The sequence below is a fragment of the Kocuria himachalensis genome, from assembly GCF_054784195.1.
This window is the reverse complement of sequence record NZ_BAAGPL010000003.1, coordinates 53,702-72,538: the sequence shown is the minus strand read 5'-3', so window position 1 is coordinate 72,538 and position 18,837 is coordinate 53,702. Positions and strand designations below refer to the sequence as shown.

General features: G+C 74.5%; 17 protein-coding genes. 9 read left to right on the top strand and 8 right to left on the bottom strand.

Annotated elements, in window-relative coordinates:
• On the top strand, positions 1–647 hold a 647-nt coding region (locus ACYVM4_RS02100; RefSeq protein WP_460667506.1), incomplete at its 5' end, for a TetR/AcrR family transcriptional regulator.
• Positions 648–674: 27 nt separating this feature from the next.
• On the opposite strand, the gene ACYVM4_RS02095 is transcribed toward ACYVM4_RS02100, so the two are convergent.
• From ACYVM4_RS02095 to ACYVM4_RS02080, 4 genes are all read right to left on the bottom strand, one after another.
• On the bottom strand, positions 675–2,453 hold the full coding sequence (locus ACYVM4_RS02095) for an ABC transporter ATP-binding protein (protein WP_460667505.1): 1,779 nt from the start codon (positions 2,451–2,453) through the stop codon (positions 675–677).
• 13 nt (positions 2,454–2,466) lie between these two features.
• Positions 2,467–3,429, bottom strand: coding sequence for an ABC transporter permease (locus ACYVM4_RS02090; protein WP_460667504.1), 963 nt, complete (start codon positions 3,427–3,429; stop codon positions 2,467–2,469).
• The gene (locus ACYVM4_RS02085; RefSeq protein ID WP_460667503.1) at positions 3,426–4,430 is read right to left on the bottom strand and encodes an ABC transporter permease; all 1,005 of its coding nucleotides are present in this window, start codon (positions 4,428–4,430) and stop codon (positions 3,426–3,428) included. The genes ACYVM4_RS02090 and ACYVM4_RS02085 overlap by 4 nt, the downstream gene beginning before the upstream one ends.
• A gap of 97 nt (positions 4,431–4,527) precedes the next feature.
• Positions 4,528–6,222: an ABC transporter substrate-binding protein gene (locus ACYVM4_RS02080; RefSeq protein WP_460667502.1), complete on the bottom strand. Its 1,695-nt coding sequence runs from the start codon at positions 6,220–6,222 to the stop codon at positions 4,528–4,530.
• Between the two features lie 271 nt (positions 6,223–6,493).
• On the opposite strand from ACYVM4_RS02080, the gene ACYVM4_RS02075 reads away from it, so the two are divergent.
• Positions 6,494–6,751, top strand: coding sequence for a DUF6480 family protein (locus ACYVM4_RS02075; RefSeq protein ID WP_368823079.1), 258 nt, complete (start codon positions 6,494–6,496; stop codon positions 6,749–6,751).
• A gap of 80 nt (positions 6,752–6,831) precedes the next feature.
• Here ACYVM4_RS02075 and ACYVM4_RS02070 read toward each other — a convergent pair whose 3' ends face one another.
• Entirely contained in the window at positions 6,832–7,674 is an 843-nt protein-coding gene (locus ACYVM4_RS02070; RefSeq protein ID WP_460667501.1) for a VOC family protein, read from the bottom strand.
• Between the two features lie 280 nt (positions 7,675–7,954).
• Between ACYVM4_RS02070 and ACYVM4_RS02065 the strand changes: the two genes are divergently transcribed.
• The 3 genes from ACYVM4_RS02065 (at position 7,955) to ACYVM4_RS02055 (ending at position 11,271) form a co-directional block, all read left to right on the top strand.
• Positions 7,955–8,953, top strand: coding sequence for a zinc-binding alcohol dehydrogenase family protein (locus tag ACYVM4_RS02065; RefSeq protein ID WP_460667500.1), 999 nt, complete (start codon positions 7,955–7,957; stop codon positions 8,951–8,953).
• A gap of 148 nt (positions 8,954–9,101) precedes the next feature.
• The gene (locus ACYVM4_RS02060; RefSeq protein WP_460667499.1) at positions 9,102–9,617 is read left to right on the top strand and encodes a flavodoxin family protein; all 516 of its coding nucleotides are present in this window, start codon (positions 9,102–9,104) and stop codon (positions 9,615–9,617) included.
• Positions 9,618–9,672: 55 nt separating this feature from the next.
• A complete protein-coding gene (locus ACYVM4_RS02055; protein ID WP_460667498.1) occupies positions 9,673–11,271 on the top strand; it encodes a DUF4389 domain-containing protein in 1,599 nt (532 codons plus the stop codon).
• 186 nt (positions 11,272–11,457) lie between these two features.
• Here the strand turns inward: ACYVM4_RS02055 and ACYVM4_RS02050 are convergent, their stop codons facing one another.
• A complete protein-coding gene (locus ACYVM4_RS02050; RefSeq protein WP_460667497.1) occupies positions 11,458–12,219 on the bottom strand; it encodes a DUF6544 family protein in 762 nt (253 codons plus the stop codon).
• 214 nt (positions 12,220–12,433) lie between these two features.
• On the opposite strand from ACYVM4_RS02050, the gene ACYVM4_RS02045 reads away from it, so the two are divergent.
• The 4 genes from ACYVM4_RS02045 (at position 12,434) to ACYVM4_RS02030 (ending at position 16,592) form a co-directional block, all read left to right on the top strand.
• Positions 12,434–14,425, top strand: coding sequence for a serine hydrolase domain-containing protein (locus ACYVM4_RS02045; protein WP_460667496.1), 1,992 nt, complete (start codon positions 12,434–12,436; stop codon positions 14,423–14,425).
• A gap of 128 nt (positions 14,426–14,553) precedes the next feature.
• Positions 14,554–14,787, top strand: coding sequence for a hypothetical protein (locus ACYVM4_RS02040; RefSeq protein ID WP_460667495.1), 234 nt, complete (start codon positions 14,554–14,556; stop codon positions 14,785–14,787).
• Positions 14,788–15,050: 263 nt separating this feature from the next.
• Entirely contained in the window at positions 15,051–16,286 is a 1,236-nt protein-coding gene (locus tag ACYVM4_RS02035; RefSeq protein WP_368823087.1) for an FG-GAP repeat domain-containing protein, read from the top strand.
• A gap of 60 nt (positions 16,287–16,346) precedes the next feature.
• On the top strand, positions 16,347–16,592 hold the full coding sequence (locus ACYVM4_RS02030) for a hypothetical protein (protein ID WP_460667494.1): 246 nt from the start codon (positions 16,347–16,349) through the stop codon (positions 16,590–16,592).
• Between the two features lie 13 nt (positions 16,593–16,605).
• On the opposite strand, the gene ACYVM4_RS02025 is transcribed toward ACYVM4_RS02030, so the two are convergent.
• Positions 16,606–17,613, bottom strand: coding sequence for a DNA topoisomerase IB (locus ACYVM4_RS02025; protein WP_460667493.1), 1,008 nt, complete (start codon positions 17,611–17,613; stop codon positions 16,606–16,608).
• A 93-nt stretch (positions 17,614–17,706) separates the two neighbouring features.
• Positions 17,707–18,834 (bottom strand): hypothetical protein, encoded by a 1,128-nt coding sequence (locus ACYVM4_RS02020; RefSeq protein ID WP_460667492.1) that lies wholly within the window; start codon positions 18,832–18,834, stop codon positions 17,707–17,709.
• Positions 18,835–18,837 lie beyond the last annotated feature (3 nt).

Genomic DNA, 18,837 nt, shown 5'->3' with positions numbered 1-18,837 from the left:
TCCCCATGGCCCCTGAGACCACGTCCCCGCGGCCCCGCCGCGGCCCGGGACGCCCCCGGGGCGCCGACAGCACCGCACGGCGGGAGGACATCCTGGCGACGGCCGCGGAGGTCTTCTCGGCGGAGGGCTACCGGGCCACCTCGATGAGCGAGGTGGCCCGGGCGTGCGGGATGAGTCAGACGGGGCTCACCCACTACTTCCCCACCAAGGACCTCCTGCTGCAGGCCGTGCTGGACCGGCGCGACGAGATCGACATCGCCCAGGTCCAGCCCCCGGGTGCCGGGCGGCCGCGCGGCTGGGCGTTCCTCGACAGCCTCGTGGACCTCGTCCGGCACAACCAGACCCAGCCCGGCATCGTGCGCCTGTTCACCACCGTGGCCGCCGAGGCCGTGTCCCCCGAGCACCCCGCCAACGCCTGGCTGCGCCACCACCACCGCACCACCGCGGAGCAGCTGCGTGCGGCACTGGCGGAGGCCGCCGACGACGGCCGGCTGGCCGGGGACGCGCCGGTCGAGTCGATCGTCCGCGGTGTCATCGCCGCGATGGACGGCCTGCAGATCCAGTGGCTCGCCGATCCCGGCCACCCGGACATGGCCGAGGACTTCGCGGTGCTGGTGGCGGCCCTGCGCCGCAGCTGGGGCCGCTGAGCCGCCGTGCCGGCCGCGTGCCCGGCCTCAGGCCCCGACGCGCAGCTCGTTGCCGGGGATCGAGGCCAGCAGCTGCCGGGTGTACGGGTGCTGGGGGTCGGTGAAGATCTCCTCGCTCGCGGCGGCCTCCACCAGCCGGCCGTCCTTCATCACGCACACCTCGTCCGAGATCAGCCGGACCACCGCGAGGTCGTGGGAGATGAACAGGTAGGACAGCCCGAACTCGTCCTGCAGCCGCCCCAGCAGGTCCAGGATCTGCTTCTGCACGAGCACGTCCAGCGCGGACACCGGCTCGTCGCACACGATGAGCTCCGGCTGCAGGGCGAGCGCCCGGGCGATCGCCACGCGCTGGCGCTGGCCGCCGGAGAGCTCGTTGGGGTAGCGGCTGATCATCGAGGGCGGCAGGGCGACCTCCTCGAGCAGCCACTTCACCCGGTCCTGGCGCTCCGCGCGGGTGCCGCGGCCGTAGGTGGACAGCGGCTCCTCGACGATCCGGCCGATGGTGAACATCGGGTTGAGGGACGAGTACGGGTCCTGGAAGATCGGCTGGACGCGCTGCCGGAACGCGGCCAGCTGTTTGCCCCGGAGTCCCGTCACGTCCTGGCCGTCGAAGCGGATCGACCCGGAGGTGGGCTCGTAGAGCTTCAGCAGCATCCGCGCCGTCGTCGTCTTCCCCGACCCGGACTCGCCCACGATCGCCACGGTCTTCCCCCGCGGCACCGTGAGGGAGACGTCCTGGACCGCGGTGAAGTCCGCCTGGCCCAGCCGGCCCTTGAAGACCTTGGTGAGGTCCTCGATCACCACGAGCGGCTCCCGGACGGGAGCGACGTCCGCCTCCCGGCGGACGGGCGCCGCGGCGACTCCCGCCGTCGGGGACGCTCCCGCCGGACCGGCCGCCGTCGAGCCTGTTCCAGCCGGGCCCGCTCCTGCCGGGCCCGCTGCCGTCGAGCCCGGCGAGGGGGCGGCCCGCCGCCCCACGCGGGCCGCGGCCACCGAGGGCGCCGCCTGCACGAGGCGGCGGGTGTACTCGTCCTGCGGGTCCTCGAGCACCTGCGCGGACGGGCCGGCCTCGACGATCCGCCCGCGGTGCATCACCACGATGTCCTGGGCGCGCTCGGCGGCCAGGCCCAGGTCGTGGGTGATGAGCAGCACGGACGTGCCGATCTCCTCGGTCATCCGCTCGATCTGGTCCAGGATGGTGCGCTGCACGGTGACGTCGAGGGCGGACGTCGGCTCGTCGGCGATGAGCAGCCGCGGCCGGCAGGAGAGCCCGATCGCGATGAGCGCGCGCTGGCGCATGCCCCCGGAGAACTCGTGCGGGTACTGCCGGGCGCGCCGCTCGGGCTCGGGCAGTCCCGCGGCCGCGAGCGCCGCCACCACCTTCTCGTCGACGTCCTGGCGGGTGGCCAGGCCGTGCACGAGCAGTGTCTCGGCCACCTGGCGGCCGACCGTGGTCACGGGGTTGAGGTTGGACATGGGGTCCTGCGGGACCAGGCCGATCTGCCGGCCGCGGATCCGCCGCATCCGGGGCTCGTCCAGGCCCACGAGCTCCTGGCCCGCGAAGCGGACGGAGCCGCGGGTGACCCGGCCGTTGCCGGGCAGCAGCCCGATCACGGACATGGCGGTGGTGGACTTGCCCGAACCGGACTCCCCCACGATGGCGAGGGTCCGGCCCTCGCGCAGGGTCAGGGACGCCTCGTGCACGGCCTGGACCGGGCCGTCCATCGTGGTGAAGGCCACGGCGAGGTCCTCGACCTCGAGCAGCGGGGCGGCGTCGGCCCCAGGGGCGGTGTTCTCCGGTCTCATCGGTCGGTGCACCTCACGCGGTTCGTGACTTGGGGTCGAGGGACTCGCGCAGGGACTCCCCCAGCAGGGTGAAGCCCAGGGCGGTGACGGCGATGCACAGGCCGGGCAGGAACGCCAGCTGCGGGGCGATCGACAGCTCGGCCTGGGCGTAGGTGAGCATGCGGCCCCACTCGGCGGTCTGCGGCACGCCGCCGCCCAGGCCCAGGAAGGACAGGGCCGCCGCGTCGATCACCGCGGTGGCCAGGGTCAGGGTGCCCTGGACGATGACCGGCCCGGTGCTGTTGGGCAGGAGGTGGCTCATGGTGATGGTGCGGCGGGACAGGCCCAGGGTCTGCGCGGCGAGGATGTAGTCCGCGCCCTTCTGGGACAGCATCGAGGAGCGCAGCAGGCGGGCGAAGATGGGCACCTGGGAGGCGCCGATCGCGATCATCACCGCCCACTGGCTCTGCCCCATGATCGCGGCGATGGACACCGCCAGCAGCAGGTTGGGCACGGAGAGCAGGATGTCCACGAAGCGCATGATGACGCTGTCCACCCAGCCGCCGAGTCCGCCGGCCAGCAGGCCGAGGACCATGCCGCCCATCAGGCCCAGGGCGGTGGAGACCACGCCGATGACCAGGGAGGCGCGGGCGCCCCAGATCAGCTTGGACAGCAGGTCCCCGCCGAAGCGGTCCAGGCCCAGCGGGTGGCCCGCGACGTCGCCGGGACCGGGGATGGTGGTGGGGGTGATCTCGGTGCGCCCGGGCAGCTCCTCGCCGCCGAACGGGGCGAGCCACGGGGCCAGGAGGGCCACGAGCAGGAAGACGCCGATGATCACGGCCCCGGCGACGGCCGCGGGGTTGCGGCGCAGCCGGCGGAAGGCGTCCTTCCACAGGCTCGTGCCGACCGCCGCGGTGGTGCCCGGCGTGGTCGTGACGGCCTCGGGGCCCTCGGTGTGCGAGGGGCCGGAGGGTGCGGGAGGAAGTGTGGCGCTCATTGGACACGCACCCGGGGGTCGATGAGGCTGTAGGAGATGTCCACCAGCAGGTTGATCAGGGAGTAGGCCAGGGCGATGAAGATGATGAAGCCCTGCAGCACGGGGTAGTCGAGGGTGAAGATCGCGTCCCGCAGGAACCGGCCGATGCCGTTGAACGCGAAGACGGTCTCGGTGAGCACGGCCCCGGAGATCAGCAGGCCGGTCTGCAGGCCGATGGTGGTGACCACGGGGAGCATGGCGTTGCGCAGGATGTAGCGGCCGCGGATCAGGCCGCGGGTCAGGCCCTTGGCGCGGGCGGTGCGCACGTAGTCCGCGCTCTGCACCTCCAGCACCGAGGCGCGGGTGATGCGCACGATGATCGCCAGCGGGATGGTGCCCAGGGCCACGCCCGGCAGGATCAGGTGCAGGAACGCGTCCCACGCCGCGTCCCACTCGCCCGTGAGGACGCCGTCGAGGACGAAGAAGTTGGTGTGGTGGGTCGCGTCGATGCGCGGGTCCTGCCGTCCGTCCGCCGGGAAGAGCGGGACCTGGATCGCGAGCAGCCACTTGAGGATGAACGCCAGGAAGAACACGGGGACGGTGACGCCCAGCAGGGACAGCACCACCGAGGAGTGGTCGAGGAGCCTGCCGCGGTGGCGGGCGGCGACGTAGCCGAGCGGGACCCCCATGCCCACGGCGAAGACCAGCGCCACGAGCCCGAGCTCGAGGGTCGCGGGGAAGCGGGTGAGGAACTCCTCGACGACGGGCCGGCCGGTCACGATGGACGCGCCGAAGTCCCCCCGGAGGAGCTGGCTCATGTAGACGACGTACTGCTCGAGCAGGGGGCGGTCGAAGCCGTAGACCTCGTTGATGCGGGCCACGGCCTCGGGGGTGGCCTTGTCCCCCAGCAGCGCGGTGGCCGGGCCGCCGGGGAGGGCGCGGACCCACGCGAACAGCAGGACCGACAGGCCGAAGAGGGTGGGGACGAGCAGGGCGAGCCGCTTGCCGATGACGCGGAGCATTCCGGTCCTTCCGGACGGAGAGGGGCTGGGGAGGACCGCCGGGAGGACGGCGGGGGCGGCCCGGGGCGGCGCGCAGTGCGCCGCCCCGGGCCCGGGCTCACTCGCTGAGCTGGATCTTGTTGAAGACCTCGTCGTTGACCGGGCTCACCGGGTAGGACTCCACCCGGGAGTCGAAGGCCAGCGACGGCGCCGGGTTGGCCAGGGGCACCGCCGGCAGCTGCTGCATGATCTGCTCGTTGATGTCCTCGTAGATCGGCGTCTGCTCCTCGACGCTGGTCAGCTCGCGGGCCTCGGCCAGCGCCCGGAACAGTTCGGGGTCCTCGAAGCCGAACTCGGGCTTCTCCCGCCCGAAGAACACGCCCACGAAGTTGTCGGTGTCGTTGTAGTCGCCGGTCCAGCCGAGCAGGTGCAGGTCGTGGTCCGGGGTGCCGTTGATGCGGTCCAGGTAGTCCGGTGACCACTTGTCCGGCTGCGGGTTCACGGTGATGCCCACCTCCTCCAGCTGCGCGGTGAGCGTGGTGAAGGTCTGCTCGGGGTTCGGCATGTAGGGACGGGAGACGCCGGTCGGGTAGCTGAAGTCCAGCTCCAGGCCGTCGGCGTAGCCGGCCTCCGCGAGCAGCTCGCGGGCCCGCTCGGGGTCGTACTCGTACTGGGTGACGTCCTGGTTGTAGCCGTTGACGGACTCCGGGATGAACTGGGTGGCCACCGTGGTGCCCTCGGGCAGCGTCTGGGAGACCAGGGCGTCCTTGTCGATGGCGTGCGCGATGGCGCGGCGGACGTCGACGTCCGCGAGCTCCTCCTGCGCCTGGTTGAAGCCGAGGTACAGGATGGTGAACGGGTCGCGGGTGACCACGTTGTAGCCCGCGTCCGTCAGGGCCTGGGTGTCGGCCGGGGCCACGAGGTCGTAGCCGTCCACGCTGCCGGACTCGAGGGCCTGGCGGCGGGCCTGGGGGTCGTCGATGATCCGGAAGATCACGTCGGTGACCTGGCCCTGCTCGCCCCAGTAGTCGTCGTGGGCGGACAGGACCACCTGGTTGCCCACGTCCCAGGAGTCGAACCGGAACGGCCCGGTGCCCACCGGGTGGCCCTGGGCGTACTCGGAGAGCTCCGGGGACTCCTCCGTGCCGCCGGCGGTGTCCGCGCCGTACTCCTCGAGGGCCGTGGGGGACTGCATGGCGAACGCCGGCAGGGACAGGGCGGCGATGAACCCGGCGAACGGCTTGTTCAGGGTGACCTCGGCCTCCCGGTCGCCCGTGGCCTCGCAGCCGGAGTAGATGGCCTCCTCGGGGGCGTCCGCGAAGCCCTTGAACAGCGAGCCGTAGTAGTAGGCCATGTTCTCGGACTGCAGGAGGCCCTCGAAGTTGTACCAGCGCTCGAAGTTCGCGCAGACGGCCTCGGCGTCGAACGCCGTGCCGTCGTGGAAGGTGACGCCGTCCTTGAGCTGGAACGTGTAGGTCCGGCCGTCCTCGGACTGCTCCCACGACTCGGCCAGCAGGGGCTCGGGGTCCGCCGAGCCCTCCTGCACGCCCACGAGACCCTCGAAGATCTGGCGGGAGACGCGGAAGGACTCGCCGTCCTGCGCGAACGCCGGGTCGAGGGTCTTGGGGTCGGACGACGCCGCGAAGACGAACGTGCCGTCGACGTCGCCGCCCCCCGCGGCCTGGGTGGCGTCGGAGCCGCCCTCCTCGCGGTCCGAGGAGAGGCAGCCGGTGAGGACGAGGGCGGCCACGGCGGCCAGGGAGGTGACGGCGAGAGGGCGGCGGGCGCGCCCCGGACGGGATGGCGTGGGCATGAACGGACTCCTCGAGGGGCGAGCGGCAGGACCGGCTCCGGGTGACGGAGCAGGGGCGCGGGTCCCCCGCCTGCCGACAGGCGTGTGACGGGTACCACACGGTACAAGTGATACCACGAGTTGCACTCAATTTTTCTCACGTCCGCGTGGCGGGCATGTTTCCGTTCGCGCACAGCCGGGTGGGCCGGCGGTCCCGCCCATTTCACCAGCAAGCTTGCTATTCTGATGGGAGCACCGTCCCAGCACGTCCGACCGGAGAAAGCAGGACCCCGTGGCCGAGATCGATCCCGAGCAGGCACGCAACGACCCGAAGAAGGCCGGCGACGCCTTGAACGAGGAGTCCGGCCTGAGCTACGAGGGGGACACCCCGCCCGACGCCGGCTCGGGCGTGGGCCCCACCAACCACGAGCTCGACGTCGACCGGCCCGGCGACTCGGCGAAGGGGAAGATCGCACTCGCCGTCATCATCGGCCTCGTGGCGCTGTTCGTGGTGCTGTGGTTCGTCGGCGCCGTCGTGGGCATGTTCTGAGCCTCCCGTCCTGAGCCGTCCGCCCTGAGGCCGGACCGCCCGGCTCGGACTCCCCGTGCCTCACCGGCCGGGGTCCGCGCTCACGGCCGGCCGCCGTCCTCGTCGGGGTCCTCGTCGTCCTCCTCCGTCCAGTCCTCCGAGGAGGGGCCCATCATGGCGAAGCGCTCGCCGTCCGGGCCGGCGGCGAACACCAGTTCCCCGTAGCCGAACTCCTCCGGCTCCTGGATCAGCGCGCCCCCTGCGGCGACGACCCGCTCGGCGGCGGTGTCGGCGTCGTCGACCTCGAAGCAGACCCACCACAGCGGCGGCGCCTCCTGCAGGTGGTCGATGTCCTCGGCGGGCACGCCGATCCCGCCGGCCGAACGGTCCATGCCCGGGACCGTGAACACGGCGTACGCCTCGTGCCGTGTGCCGATGTCCTGGTACGTGTAGCCGAAGACCTCGGCGTAGAACCGCTCCGCGCCCGCCTGGTCGGTGGTCAGGAGATCGCACCAGGCCACGGCCCCGTGCTTGCCCATGATGCTGAACCCGGTGTGCTCCTGCGGCTGCCACACCCCGAAGGCCGCTCCGGTGGGATCGATCCACACGCCCATGGTGCCGAAGCTGCCCACGACCATCGGCTCGAACAGCTGCCGGGCGCCGGCCGCCACGGCGGCCCTGCCCGTGGCGACGATGTCGTCGGACGCGAGGTACACCGCCCACGCGTGCGGGTCGTCCTCCATCTCGGGCAGCGCCGGCGACATCCCCGCCACCGGCTCCCCGTCCACCAGGGCGTTGCAGTAGCCGCCGTAGGCCGGGTCCGAGGGCGTGAACCGCCACCCGAGCACGGTGGCGTAGAAGTCCATGGAACGGTCCAGGTCCGAGACCATGATGTCCGCCCAGCACGGGGCTCCCGCGGGCCATCGGTCGATGCGCTCGGTCATGCCTGAGTCCTCTCGTCGCGCCGGGACGGCTTCCGCCCGGGTGCCTGCGACGCGGGCCGCACCCGCGCGGTCCTTCGTCCCCCATGGTCGTCCCCCGCGCCCCGGTTGGGAACACCTCCCGCCGAGATCCGGGGCCCGGGCCCGCACGGCCCCCGAGGACCGGGCCGAGCGTTAACATTCCTCGTTTCCTGCCGGGGCCCGCGATCCGTTCCTAGACTCGGAGCAAGGACAGGAGTCACGGCCGCGGCCGGAGCCCTCCCGGGGGATCGACGAGGACAGCATGCGCGCGTGGTGGATCGATGAGCCCGGTCCCGCCGCCGGCGGGCCGATGCGGTTCGGGCAGTGCCCCGACCCCGTGCCGGGGGCCGGGGAGCTGCTCCTCCGGGTGCGGGCCTGCGGAGTGTGCCGCACCGACCTGCACCTCGTGGAGGGCGATCTGCCCCTGCACCGGGCGGGCGTGATCCCGGGCCACGAGATCGTCGGCGAGGTGGTGCGCCGGGGCCCCGGCTGCGCCCGGTTCCGGACGGGCGAGCGCGTGGGCGACGCGTGGCTGCGGCACACCTGCGGCCGCTGCCGGTTCTGCCGCCGCGGCCGGGAGAACCTCTGCACGGACCCGCGCTTCACCGGGTGGGACCAGGACGGCGGCTATGCGGAGCTCACCCTGGCCCCCGAGGCCTTCGCCTACCGCCTGCCCGAGGAGTTCGACGACGAGCACGCGGCCCCGCTGCTGTGCGCCGGGATCATCGGCTACCGGGCGCTGCGGCGGGCCCGGCTGCCGCCCGGGGGCCGGCTGGGCATCTACGGCTTCGGCGCGTCCGCCCACCTCGCCGCCCAGGTGGCCCTGCACCAGGGCGCGGAGGTCCACGTCATGACCCGCTCGGAGGCGGCGCGCGAACTGGCCCGCGACCTGGGCGCCGCGTTCGTGGGCGAGGCCGACGAGCGTCCCCCGGTGCCCCTGGACGCGGCGATCCTTTTCGCCCCCGTGGGCACCCTCGTCCCCCCGGCGCTGCGCGCCCTGGACCGGGGCGGCACCCTGGCCGTCGCGGGGATCCACCTCAGCGACGTCCCCGCCCTGGACTACGCCGCGGAGCTCTTCCAGGAGCGGCAGCTGCGCAGCGTGACCGCCAGCACGAGGCAGGACGGCGAGGAGTTCCTGCGGCTGGCCGCCCGGCTCGCGCTGCGCCCCACCACCGTCCCCTATCCCCTGCGCGCGGCGGACCGGGCCCTCGCCGACCTGGCCGCCGACCGGATCACGGGAGCCGCCGTCCTGCGCGTGTGAGCCGTGGACCCGGGCACGGTCCGGCCGGGACAGCGCAGGAGGGACTGCACGACCGAGGCCCCGGGGACGAACCCTCGAGGGGGGACCCCGGGGCCGGGAGGCGCACCGCAGGGACCACCCGCAGAAGACCGCAGAGAGGAGACCCGCCATGACCGTCCTGGCGGTCTACGAGTCCGTGTACGGCAACACCCACCGGATCGCCGAGGCGATCGGACGCGGTCTCACGGAGGCCGGGGTCCCCGCGGAGGTGCGCTCGACCGCCGAGGCGCAGCGGCAGCCGCCGGGGCCCGGCGACGTGCTGGTGGTCGGCGCCCCCACCCACGGCCACGGACTGAGCCGGGAGGACTCCCGGGAGCAGGCCGTGCGGGACGCCTCCCGCCACCACCTGGACGTGGACGGCTCCGCGACCGGCCCCGGCGTCCGCGAGTGGCTGGCGGCCCTGGACGCGGAGGGCGGACGGGCGACCGCCTTCGACACCCGGATCAAGGGGCCGGCGATGCTCACCGGTCGCGCCTCGCAGAAGATCGCCCGCGCCCTCGAGGAGCCCCGCTACGAGCTCGTCGCGGCGCCCGAGAGCTTCCTCGTGACCACGGGCAACGACCTGGTCCCCGGCGAGGAGGAGCGTGCCCGCCGGTGGGGCCGCGACCTCGCCGCCGTCCTCTGATCCCCGGACGCCCCGCACCGGGCGCCGGCCACCGTCCGACTCCTCAGGAGCTCCCGTGAACGAGCACCCCGTCTCCCACCCGCCCCGCCCGTCCGACCCGCAGGGCGCGCCCCGCCGCACCAGACCCGGGCAGTGGGTGCTGCTGGTCCTGGGCGCCCTCCTGACCTCCCTGGGACTGGCCGCGCTCGTCAGCGGTCTCGTCCTCGCCGGCGCCGCCGCGGCCCAGCAGGACGGGCGCTTCCTCACCACCTCCCCGGACCGGCACCAGACCATCACGTACGCCCTGGTCGGCCCGCCCGCCGTGCTCGACATCGGCGACGACCAGCTCTCCCCCGTGCCCTTCCTCGACCAGCTCGGCCGGGTGCAGGTGCGCGTGACGGCGGCGGACCCGCAGCAGGACATCTTCGTGGGCGTGGCCGAGACCGCCGACGTCGACCGGTACCTCGACGGCGTGGCCCACGCCGAGCTGGGCAGCGCCACGGAGTCCGGGGACGACACCCGGTCCCGCGTGCCCGGTGAGCGGACGCCCGACCGGCCCGGGAACCAGACCTTCTGGGCCGACTCCGACCAGGGCCCCGGCACCCGGGAGCTGACCCTGGACCTGCGCTCGGGCAGCTGGACGCTCGTGGTGATGAACGCCGACGCCACCCGGCCGGTCTGGGCCGACCTGCAGCTCGGGGCGCGCTCCGACCTCCTGGGCCCCCTGGCCGGCGGGCAGCTGGTCGGCGGGCTGGCCGGCCTGGTCGTGGGCGTCCCGCTGCTGCTGCTGGGCGCCGCCGGACTCGGCCGGGACATCGACCCGCGCACCCCGCCGCGCGGCACGGGCCCGGGCGCGGCGCTCGCCGGGTCCCCGGGGCGGGACCGGACCCCGCAGCCGGTGTCCCCCGTGCGCCTGGTGGGCTTCTTCGACACCGGGCTCTCCCGGTGGCTGTGGCTGGTGAAGTGGCTGCTGGTGATCCCGCACCTGATCGTGCTGGCCGTGCTGTGGTTCGCCCTCGTGGTCACCACGGTCGCCGCCGGGTTCGCCATCCTGTTCACGGGCCGGTACCCGCCCTCGTGGTTCTCCTTCTGCGTGGGGGTCCTGCGGTGGAGCTGGCGGGTGGGGTTCTACTCGTACTCGGCCCTGGGCACCGACCGGTACCCACCCTTCAGCCTGGCGCGCGCGGACCATCCGGCGCAGCTGGAGGTGGCCCGCCCGGAGCGGCTCTCCCGGGGTCTCGTGCTCGTGAAGTGGTGGCTCCTGGCGATCCCGCACCTGCTGATCCTCGGGGTGCTCACCGGCGGCGGCTCGTGGAGCACCACCCGCAGCGGCGACGACGGGACGACGGTCACCAGCTGGGGTCCGTCCCTGCTCGGGCTGCTCGTGCTCGTGGCCGCCGTGATGCTGCTCTTCACCGGCCGGTACCGCCCCGAGCTGTTCGCGCTGGTCATGGGCGTCAACCGCTGGGTCAACCGGGTCCTCGTCTACGTGCTGCTCATGCGGGACGAGTACCCGCCGTTCCGGCTCGACCAGGGACCTGTGGAGCCCCCGCCCCACGCCACGGCACCGGCGCCCTGGTCCTCCCCGGCGCAGGACCGGCCGCAGGACCGGCAGGACGAGCGACCGCAGGACCGCCCCGGGGACGGGCCCGGCGACCGGGACCCGGCCCGCTGAGCGGACGCCCTCCCGGGCCGGTCGTTCCGGACGGGCCGGTCGGTCCGGGCGTGCCGGTCGGTCCGGGCGTGCCGGTCGGTCCGGGCGTGCCGGTCGGTCCGGGCGTGCCGGTCGGTCCGGGCGTGCCGTCCCGAGCCGGTCCCTCCGGGAGCGGCCGTCCCGGGACGGCCGCTCCCGGAGCGTCGCTCAACGGAAGCGGACGTCCTCGATCCGCGCCCGGAAGAACTCGCCCTCGGCCTGCCGGTCGGTCCCCCACGCCCAGCCGGCGCGCAGGACGGTGGCCACGCGCACGCCGGCGACGTCGGCCTCCTCGGACAGCGCGACCCCGAAGGGGTGGCGGCCGTACCCGGTGCCGTCGGGATCGCCCCACCGCAGCATGCTCAGCTCCTGGAGCCGGCCCTCCGGGTCGACCCGGACCAGGGCGTCCTCGCGCTCCCCGTCGAGGACCCAGGACATGACGGCGGTGTCCGGGGAGGGTCCCTCGGACCACGTGGCGTCCAGGCAGGCCGGAGGGACGGTGATCCCCTCGCCGGCGAGCCGCCCGGCGGCGCTGCGGGTGATGTCCGGACCCGCGGCGGACAGCACGGGCACGAGGCCCAGCAGGCGCCACCGCAGCTCGCCCCCGCCGGGGCCGTACCGGTCGTAGCCCGCGACCGGCAGGCCGAGGACCCGGGTGCGGGCGGCCCACACGAAGCCGATCCCGGGGGCGATGATCTGCCGGGCGGAGAAGGCGCGCCACGAGCCCCCGAGCCGGATCTCGCCGCGCATCGACAGCTCCGCCACGGCCCACGCAGGGGTGCCGGACGGCACGGCGCGCCCCAGCCAGCGGCGCGCGGGCTCGGGCAGGCCGGCGATCGTCGCGGTGTCCACCGGGGGCGGCACCAGGTGGCCCGGTCGCTCCAGCTCCGCCCAGTGCCGGCGGGCACCGCGCGGCAGGCGCCGGGTCACGGCCGGCTCCTGGGCATCACGAGAGCGACCGCCCCGGCGGCCGGCCACACGGCGGGGACGGGAGCGGTCTGCGACAGGGTCCGGGACCGGGTCATGCCCCCAGGCTAGACCGGCGGACCGGCTCCGGTCCCGCTCCGGGCGCCGGACCCCGCGGACGCCGGGGATCGTCGGTCACACTCGGACACGGGAGCCGGCGGAGGGGCAGGATGGCCCCATGCGCGTGCACCGGCTCCCGGCACCGTCGTCGTTCCCCGTGGCCGCCCCGAGGAGCCCCGGGGCGGTGCTCGTGCTGGTCCTCGCGGCGCTGCTGCTCGCGCACCTGGTGGGGCCGCCTCCGGCCGCCGCGCAGGAGCGCGGCGGCCGGGACGGTCAGGGCGTGCGGGAGCTGACCACCGAGGACGTCGACACGTGGCTCGACGGCCTGGTCCCGGCCCTCCTGGACGCCGAACGGCTCCCGGGGGCGACGGTGGCCGTCGTCTCCGGCGGCGAGATCGTCACGCTGCGCGGCTTCGGCGCGGCCGACCGTCCCCGGTCCGTGCCGGGGGCCACCCCCGTGGACCCCGAGGAGCACCTGTTCCGGCTCGGTTCGGTGTCCAAGCTCTTCACCGCCACCGCCGTGCTGCAGCAGGTGGAGCGCGGGACGCTGGACCTGGACGCCGACGTCCGCGAGCACCTCGACTTCCCGCTCGAGCTGCCCCTCGGGACGGTGACGCTGCGGCACCTGCTGAGCCACACCGCCGGTTTCGAGGAGCGCGTGGACCACCTCATCACTCCGGACGCCGAGAAGGTCCGCGACCTGCGCACCGAGCTGGCCGAGGACCCGCCGCAGCAGCTCTTCGCACCGGGCACCACCCCGGCGTACTCCAACTACGGCCTGGCGCTGGCCGGCTACGTCGTCCAGCAGGTCACCGGTGTCCCGTTCGAGGAGTACGTGCGCAGGGAGGTCCTCGGCCCGCTGGGCATGACCTCCAGCACCGCGGAGCAGCCGCTGCCGCCGGCGCTGTCCGACCGGATGGCCGACGGTTTCCCGGCGCCGGGGGCCGAGCCCGCGTCCTTCGAGCACATCTCCGTCCCGCCCGCCGGGTCCGTGAGCAGCACCGCGCAGGACATGGCCGCGTTCCTGAACCTGCACCTGGGACACGGCCCCGACGGCGTCCTGGGCCCCGAGGCGCTGGCGACCATGCACGCCCCGGCGCTGCCGCCCGCGTCCCTCGACGGGCTCGGCGCCGCGGAGCAGATGACCCTGGGCTTCCGGGGCCACGAGATCCTCGGGGAGCGGGTGCTCTCCCACGGCGGGGACACGAACCTGTTCCACAGCGAGCTGGCCCTGTTCCCCGACGCGGACACGGGCCTGTTCGTCTCCCTCAACGGCAACGGGGTGCGCGCGCTCAGCACCGCGGTGCTGCGGCAGCAGCTGGTCGAGCAGTTCGCCCGCCGCTACGTCGCCCCGCCCGAGCCGGCGGCACCGGCGCTCCCGCCCGGCGCCGGGGAGCGGGCCGCCGCGGTGGCCGGCCACTACCGCGGCGAACGGCGGGCGGAGTCGAGCGCCGCGGCGCTGGTGGGGTCGCTCGCGATCACCACGGTGACCGCCGGCCAGGACGGGACGATCCGCGTCGGATCCCTCGGGGCTCCCCCCACCACGATGCGCGAGGTCGAGCCGTGGCTGTGGCGGGAGATCGGGGGCACGGCCACCCTCGCGGCGCGGGCGGGCGAGGACGGTGTCCGGGACGTCGCACTGGTCGCCTACCGCACCGAGGGCAGGGTGAGCGCCTGGCACGGATGGTTCGTGCCCCACCTCCTGCTGCTGGCGGCGCTGCTGGTCCTGGTCGTGACGCTGGCCGCCTGGCCGGTGAACCGCCTGCGGCGGCGCCGGCGGTGGGGCCCGCCGGACACCGGCGTCCGTTCCCGGCGCGTGCGGCGGCTGGCCTACGCGGCCCCGGTGGCCGTGCTGGCGGGACTCGTGCTGTTCGCCGCGAGCGTCCAGCCGGACCTGTCCCTGGTGCCGCCCCTCACCCGCCTCGGGCAGGCGGTCCTGCTCCTGGGCGTCCTCGGCGTGGTGCCCGCCGCGTGGCACCTGGCCGGCACGGTCAGGCGCCGCGCCGGGGTGGTCGCCGTGGCCGGGGCGGCGCTGCTGACCCTGTCCTTTGCCTGGGTCGCCGGCTGGGCGGTGGCGTTCCGCGTCCTGTGGCCGGACATCAGCGTCTGACCGGCGCCCGGGCACCGGTGCCGGGGCAGGCGTTGACTGCCGGCGGCGCCCGCACCAGCATGAGTGCCACGGGCCGCCCACCGCGCGGCCGCCGGGACCCCGAGTCCCCGAGCCCCGGGAGGACGACCATGACGCGCATCGGCACCGGAAGGAGCACCAGGTGGAAGGACCTCACGCCGGGCCGGCAGACCGCGCTGCTGACGCTGGCGTGCGTCCAGGTCTCGCTGGCCGCCACCGCCTGGGCGGACCTCGCCCTGCGCCCTGCGGAGGAGGTCAACGGCAGCAAGGGGAGGTGGGCGGCGGTCATCGCCGTCAACTTCGTGGGTCCGGTCCTGTACTTCCGGCGCGGCATCCGGCGCTGACAGCCCCGCGTCCCGGGCGGAGACCCGGGCTCACGGTTCGTTACGGTCCGATCAGGTCTTAGCGATGGCACACGCAGTGATCCAGACTGGTCCCACCAGCAGTTCCGTCCGTTCGGCAGGAGTCGGTCACCGGTGGACCACGGTCCCGGGACGCCTGCCGAGCGCACGGCCGGTCGCCGGTCGGTGGGGGCCGACCGACCTCCCATCCGCCGTCCGGCGCACCGGACCCGGTTCTCCGCTCCTCGGAACCTGGAGGTTCCACCATGAAACGCTCACCGACGGCCCGGCTGCTCACCGGGCTCTCCGCAGCGGCGCTGGCCACCACCGGCATCGCCCTCACCGGACCGGCCCACGCCGTGTCCACTCAGGGATTCCTCTCCTACGTCGACGGCTGGCGGGTCGGCCAGCACGTGCGCGAGCTCGCCGACGTCAACGGGGACGGCCGCGCCGACGTCGTGGCCTTCGGCGACCCCGGTGTCTTCGTCGCCCACGGCCAGGCCAACGGCACCTTCGCCGCGCCGGTGCTGACGGTCCGCGACTTCGGCACCGCGCAGGGCTGGCGCACCGACCGGCACCCGCGGCAGGTCGCCGACGTCGACGGCGACGGCCGCGCCGATCTCGTCGGCTTCGGCAATGCCGGCGTGGTCGTCTCCTACGCGCAGCCCGACGGCCGCTTCACCGCGCCGCAGCTCGAGGTCCGCGAGTTCGGCTGGAACCAGGGCTGGCGGGTCGGCCAGCACGTCCGCGAGCTGGCCGACCTCTCCGGGAACGGAACGGCGGACATCGTCGGCTTCGGGCACTCCGGGGTGACCATCTCCCACGGCCGGACGGACCGCACCTTCGACGGCACCGGCAAGCGGATCGACAGCTACGGCTGGGACCGCGGCTGGCGGGTCGACCAGCACCCGCGGATGCTCGCCGACATGGACGGCAACGGGACGGCCGACATCGTCGGCTTCGGGGACGCCGGAACGTACGTCTCCTACTTCTCGGCGCTCGGCGACACGTTCACCCAGCCCGTGCTGGAGATCCGCGACTTCGGTTACGCCCAGGGGTGGCGCGTCGACCGGCACCCCCGGGACGTCGGCAACGTCAACGGGCACGGCCCCGCGGACGTCGTCGGCTTCGGCCACCGCGGCGTCCTCGCCGCCTACTCCCGCCCCTCCGCGCCGGGCGAGCCGAAGTACCTCCCGGTCACCCTCGAGATCGCCGACTTCGGCACGGCGCAGGGCTGGCGCACCGACCGGCACCCCCGGGACCTCGCGGACCTCAACGGCGACGGGATCCTGGACGTGGTCGGCTTCGGCAACGCGGGGGTGCACGTGGCCTACGGGGACGACAACTTCTTCGTGGGGCCCGAGCTGAAGTCCGGCTCCTTCGGCTGGTCGGCCGGCTGGGACCCGGCACGGTTCCCGCGCCTGCTGGGGGACGTCAACGGCGACGGCCGCGACGACGTCGTCGGCTTCGGGTACTCGGCCACCTACGTCGGGCTGTCCTGAGCACGGGCCGGGGCGGCCTCCCAGGCCGCCCCGGCTCTGCCTCGTGCTCCGGAGGTGTCCATGCGCCGGTCACCGCTCTCCCGCACCCCCGGCCTGGCCGTCGCGGCCCTCCTGGCCGCCGGCCCGGGCACCCCGGTCCGGGCCGTCACCCTGCAGACGTTCTTCGCCGAGACCCAGGGCCGGCGCGTGGAGCGGCACCCGCACCTGCTCGGCCGCGTCAACGACGACCGGCTCGACGACGTCGTCGGTTCCGGCGAGTTCGCCGGCCACACCTCGCTCTCGGCGGTCCCCGCTCCCGTCCCCTGACGCCCGGCCGGGCTCAGGTGAGGAACGCGCGCAAGGACCGTTCCGCGGCCCGGTAGGTGGCGGCGTCGATGGTCTCGCCGGCCAGGAACCGGTCGATCACCCGCGGGTCCGTGTAGGAGCTGCGGGCGATGGCGGGCGTGTTGCCCAGGTGCTCGGCGACCTCCCGCATGGCGGCGGACACGGCCTTCTTCCGGGCGCTCTCGCTGGGGCGGGTGTCGGCGCGGGCGGCGAGCGCCATCGCGGCGGTCACCGTTCCCTGCCAGGTGCGGAAGTCCTTGGCGGTGAAGTCGGAGCCGCACCGGTCCCGCACGAAGTCGTTGAGCCGGGCGCTGGTGATGCCGGTCCACTGCCCGTCCTCGTCGCGGTAGACGAGGGCGGTCTCGTCCGGGCCGCGCTCCAGCATGGGCGCGAGCGCGGCGGCGAGGTCGGCGTCCCGGACGGTCAGCGTCCAGCGGTGCCCGCTCTTGCCGGGGAAGTCGAGGTGCACGTCCTGCCCGTCCACCCGGACGTGCCGGACCAGCAGGGTGGTCACGCCGTAGGAGCCGTTCGACTGGGCGTACTCCTCGTTGCCGACGCGCAGGGCGGAGTCGTCCATGAGCCGGAAGGCCGCCGCGCAGGCCTTCTCCTCCGTGGTGCCCTCCGACCGCAGCAGCCGGGTGACGGCCGGGCGGGCCTGCGGGAGCGTGTCGCCGAAGTCGAGGACGCGGTCGAACTTCTCCCGGTCCTTCAGCTCCCGCCACCGGGGGTGGTAGATGTACTGGCGTCGCCCGGCGTCGTCGACGCCCGTGGCCTGGATGTGCCCGTTGGGCTGGGGACTGATCCACACGTCCCTCCAGGCCGGGGGGATCGCCAGCCCGCGGATCCGGCCGAGCTCGTCCCGGTCCTCGATCTTGGTGCCGTCGGCGAGCCGGTAGACGAAGCCCTTGCCGTACCCGCGGCGGGTGATCCCGGGACGGTGGCAGTTGCTGCGCCGTAGTCGGGGCGTGCGGGGCTTCGCTGGGCTCTGCTGCGTGGCGGCCATGGTGTCCCTCCGGGTCGGCTCCGGGACCACCCCGGGAACACCAAGTCTACTGACTGTCGGCGTCCTCGGGGAGGTGACCGGCGGCGGTCCCGGTCAGGGCTCCGAGCGGGTGTACGCGGCGGCGCGCACGGCGTCGTCGTCCTCGAGCCCGGCCCCGAGGGCCCCTCCCACGGTGGCGAGCGTCGCGGTCAGCCACGCGAGCTTGACGTACTCCACCGCCCCGGCCGGGGCGCCGATCACGTCCGAGAAGACGTCGCCGTCCACGAGCAGCAGCGCCCCCAGCCAGGAGAAGGCGAGGACCGCGAGGTAGAAGACGGACACACCGATGGCCACGGTGGCGGCGGTGGCGAGGTTGAACAGGGCCACCTGCTCGCGCTCGGCCCGCCGGCGCGGGCGCTCCCACAGCCGGGCGCCGACGACGAGCGCGCCGGTCACCGCGGCGATCGACAGCAGGCCCAGCAGCCCCAGCCGCCAGGGCCCGTAGGCGGCGGCGAGCAGCCACAGGTCCGAGGCGACCAGGGTGAGCACGCCGGTCGCCGCGGCCAGGGCGAGCGTCCGGGACAGCCGCACCACCAGGGTCCACGGCCGGTTGGCGCGGATCATCCCGAGCAGCAGGCGCACGTTGCCGCCCAGGACGCGGGCGGTGAACTGCACGGCGTTGTCCTCGGGCCGGTCCTCGAGGTCCTCCGACCGCTGCCGTGCCCGCCGCACGAGCTCCTCCTGCGCGTCGGCGTCGTCCGCGTCCTCCGTGTCGTGGCCGAGCAGGTGGCCGACCACCCGCACGGTCGTCTGCCGGACCTTCTGCCCCACGTGCAGCGCGCCGAGGGCGGGGACGGCGACCAGGCCCACGCCGTGCACGGGGCTCAGCTGGGTGAGCACGGGGCTGCGGCCGTCCTTGAGCGGGACGTCCGTGAGGACGACGACGAGGTCCCAGTCCTCGTCGAGCATCCGGTCGCGTGCGGCCTCGAGCAGGTCCAGGCCGTCGGCGGGCGGGACGACCAGCCGGTCGGTCACCGCCGTCACCCGCCAGCGCACCCCGGGATAGCGCTCGTGCAGCGGCCCCGGCAGGGAGGCCGCGAGGTCCTTGGGCAGGGCGCCCGCGATCTGGGGGGAGAGGACGAGGCCGACGAGCAGCTCGGGCACGGGCTCGGGGCGGGGCTCCTGGCTGCGCTCGTGGCGGGGGGCGGGGTCGGCGGTGGTGGCGGAACGGTCGTCGGGCACCGC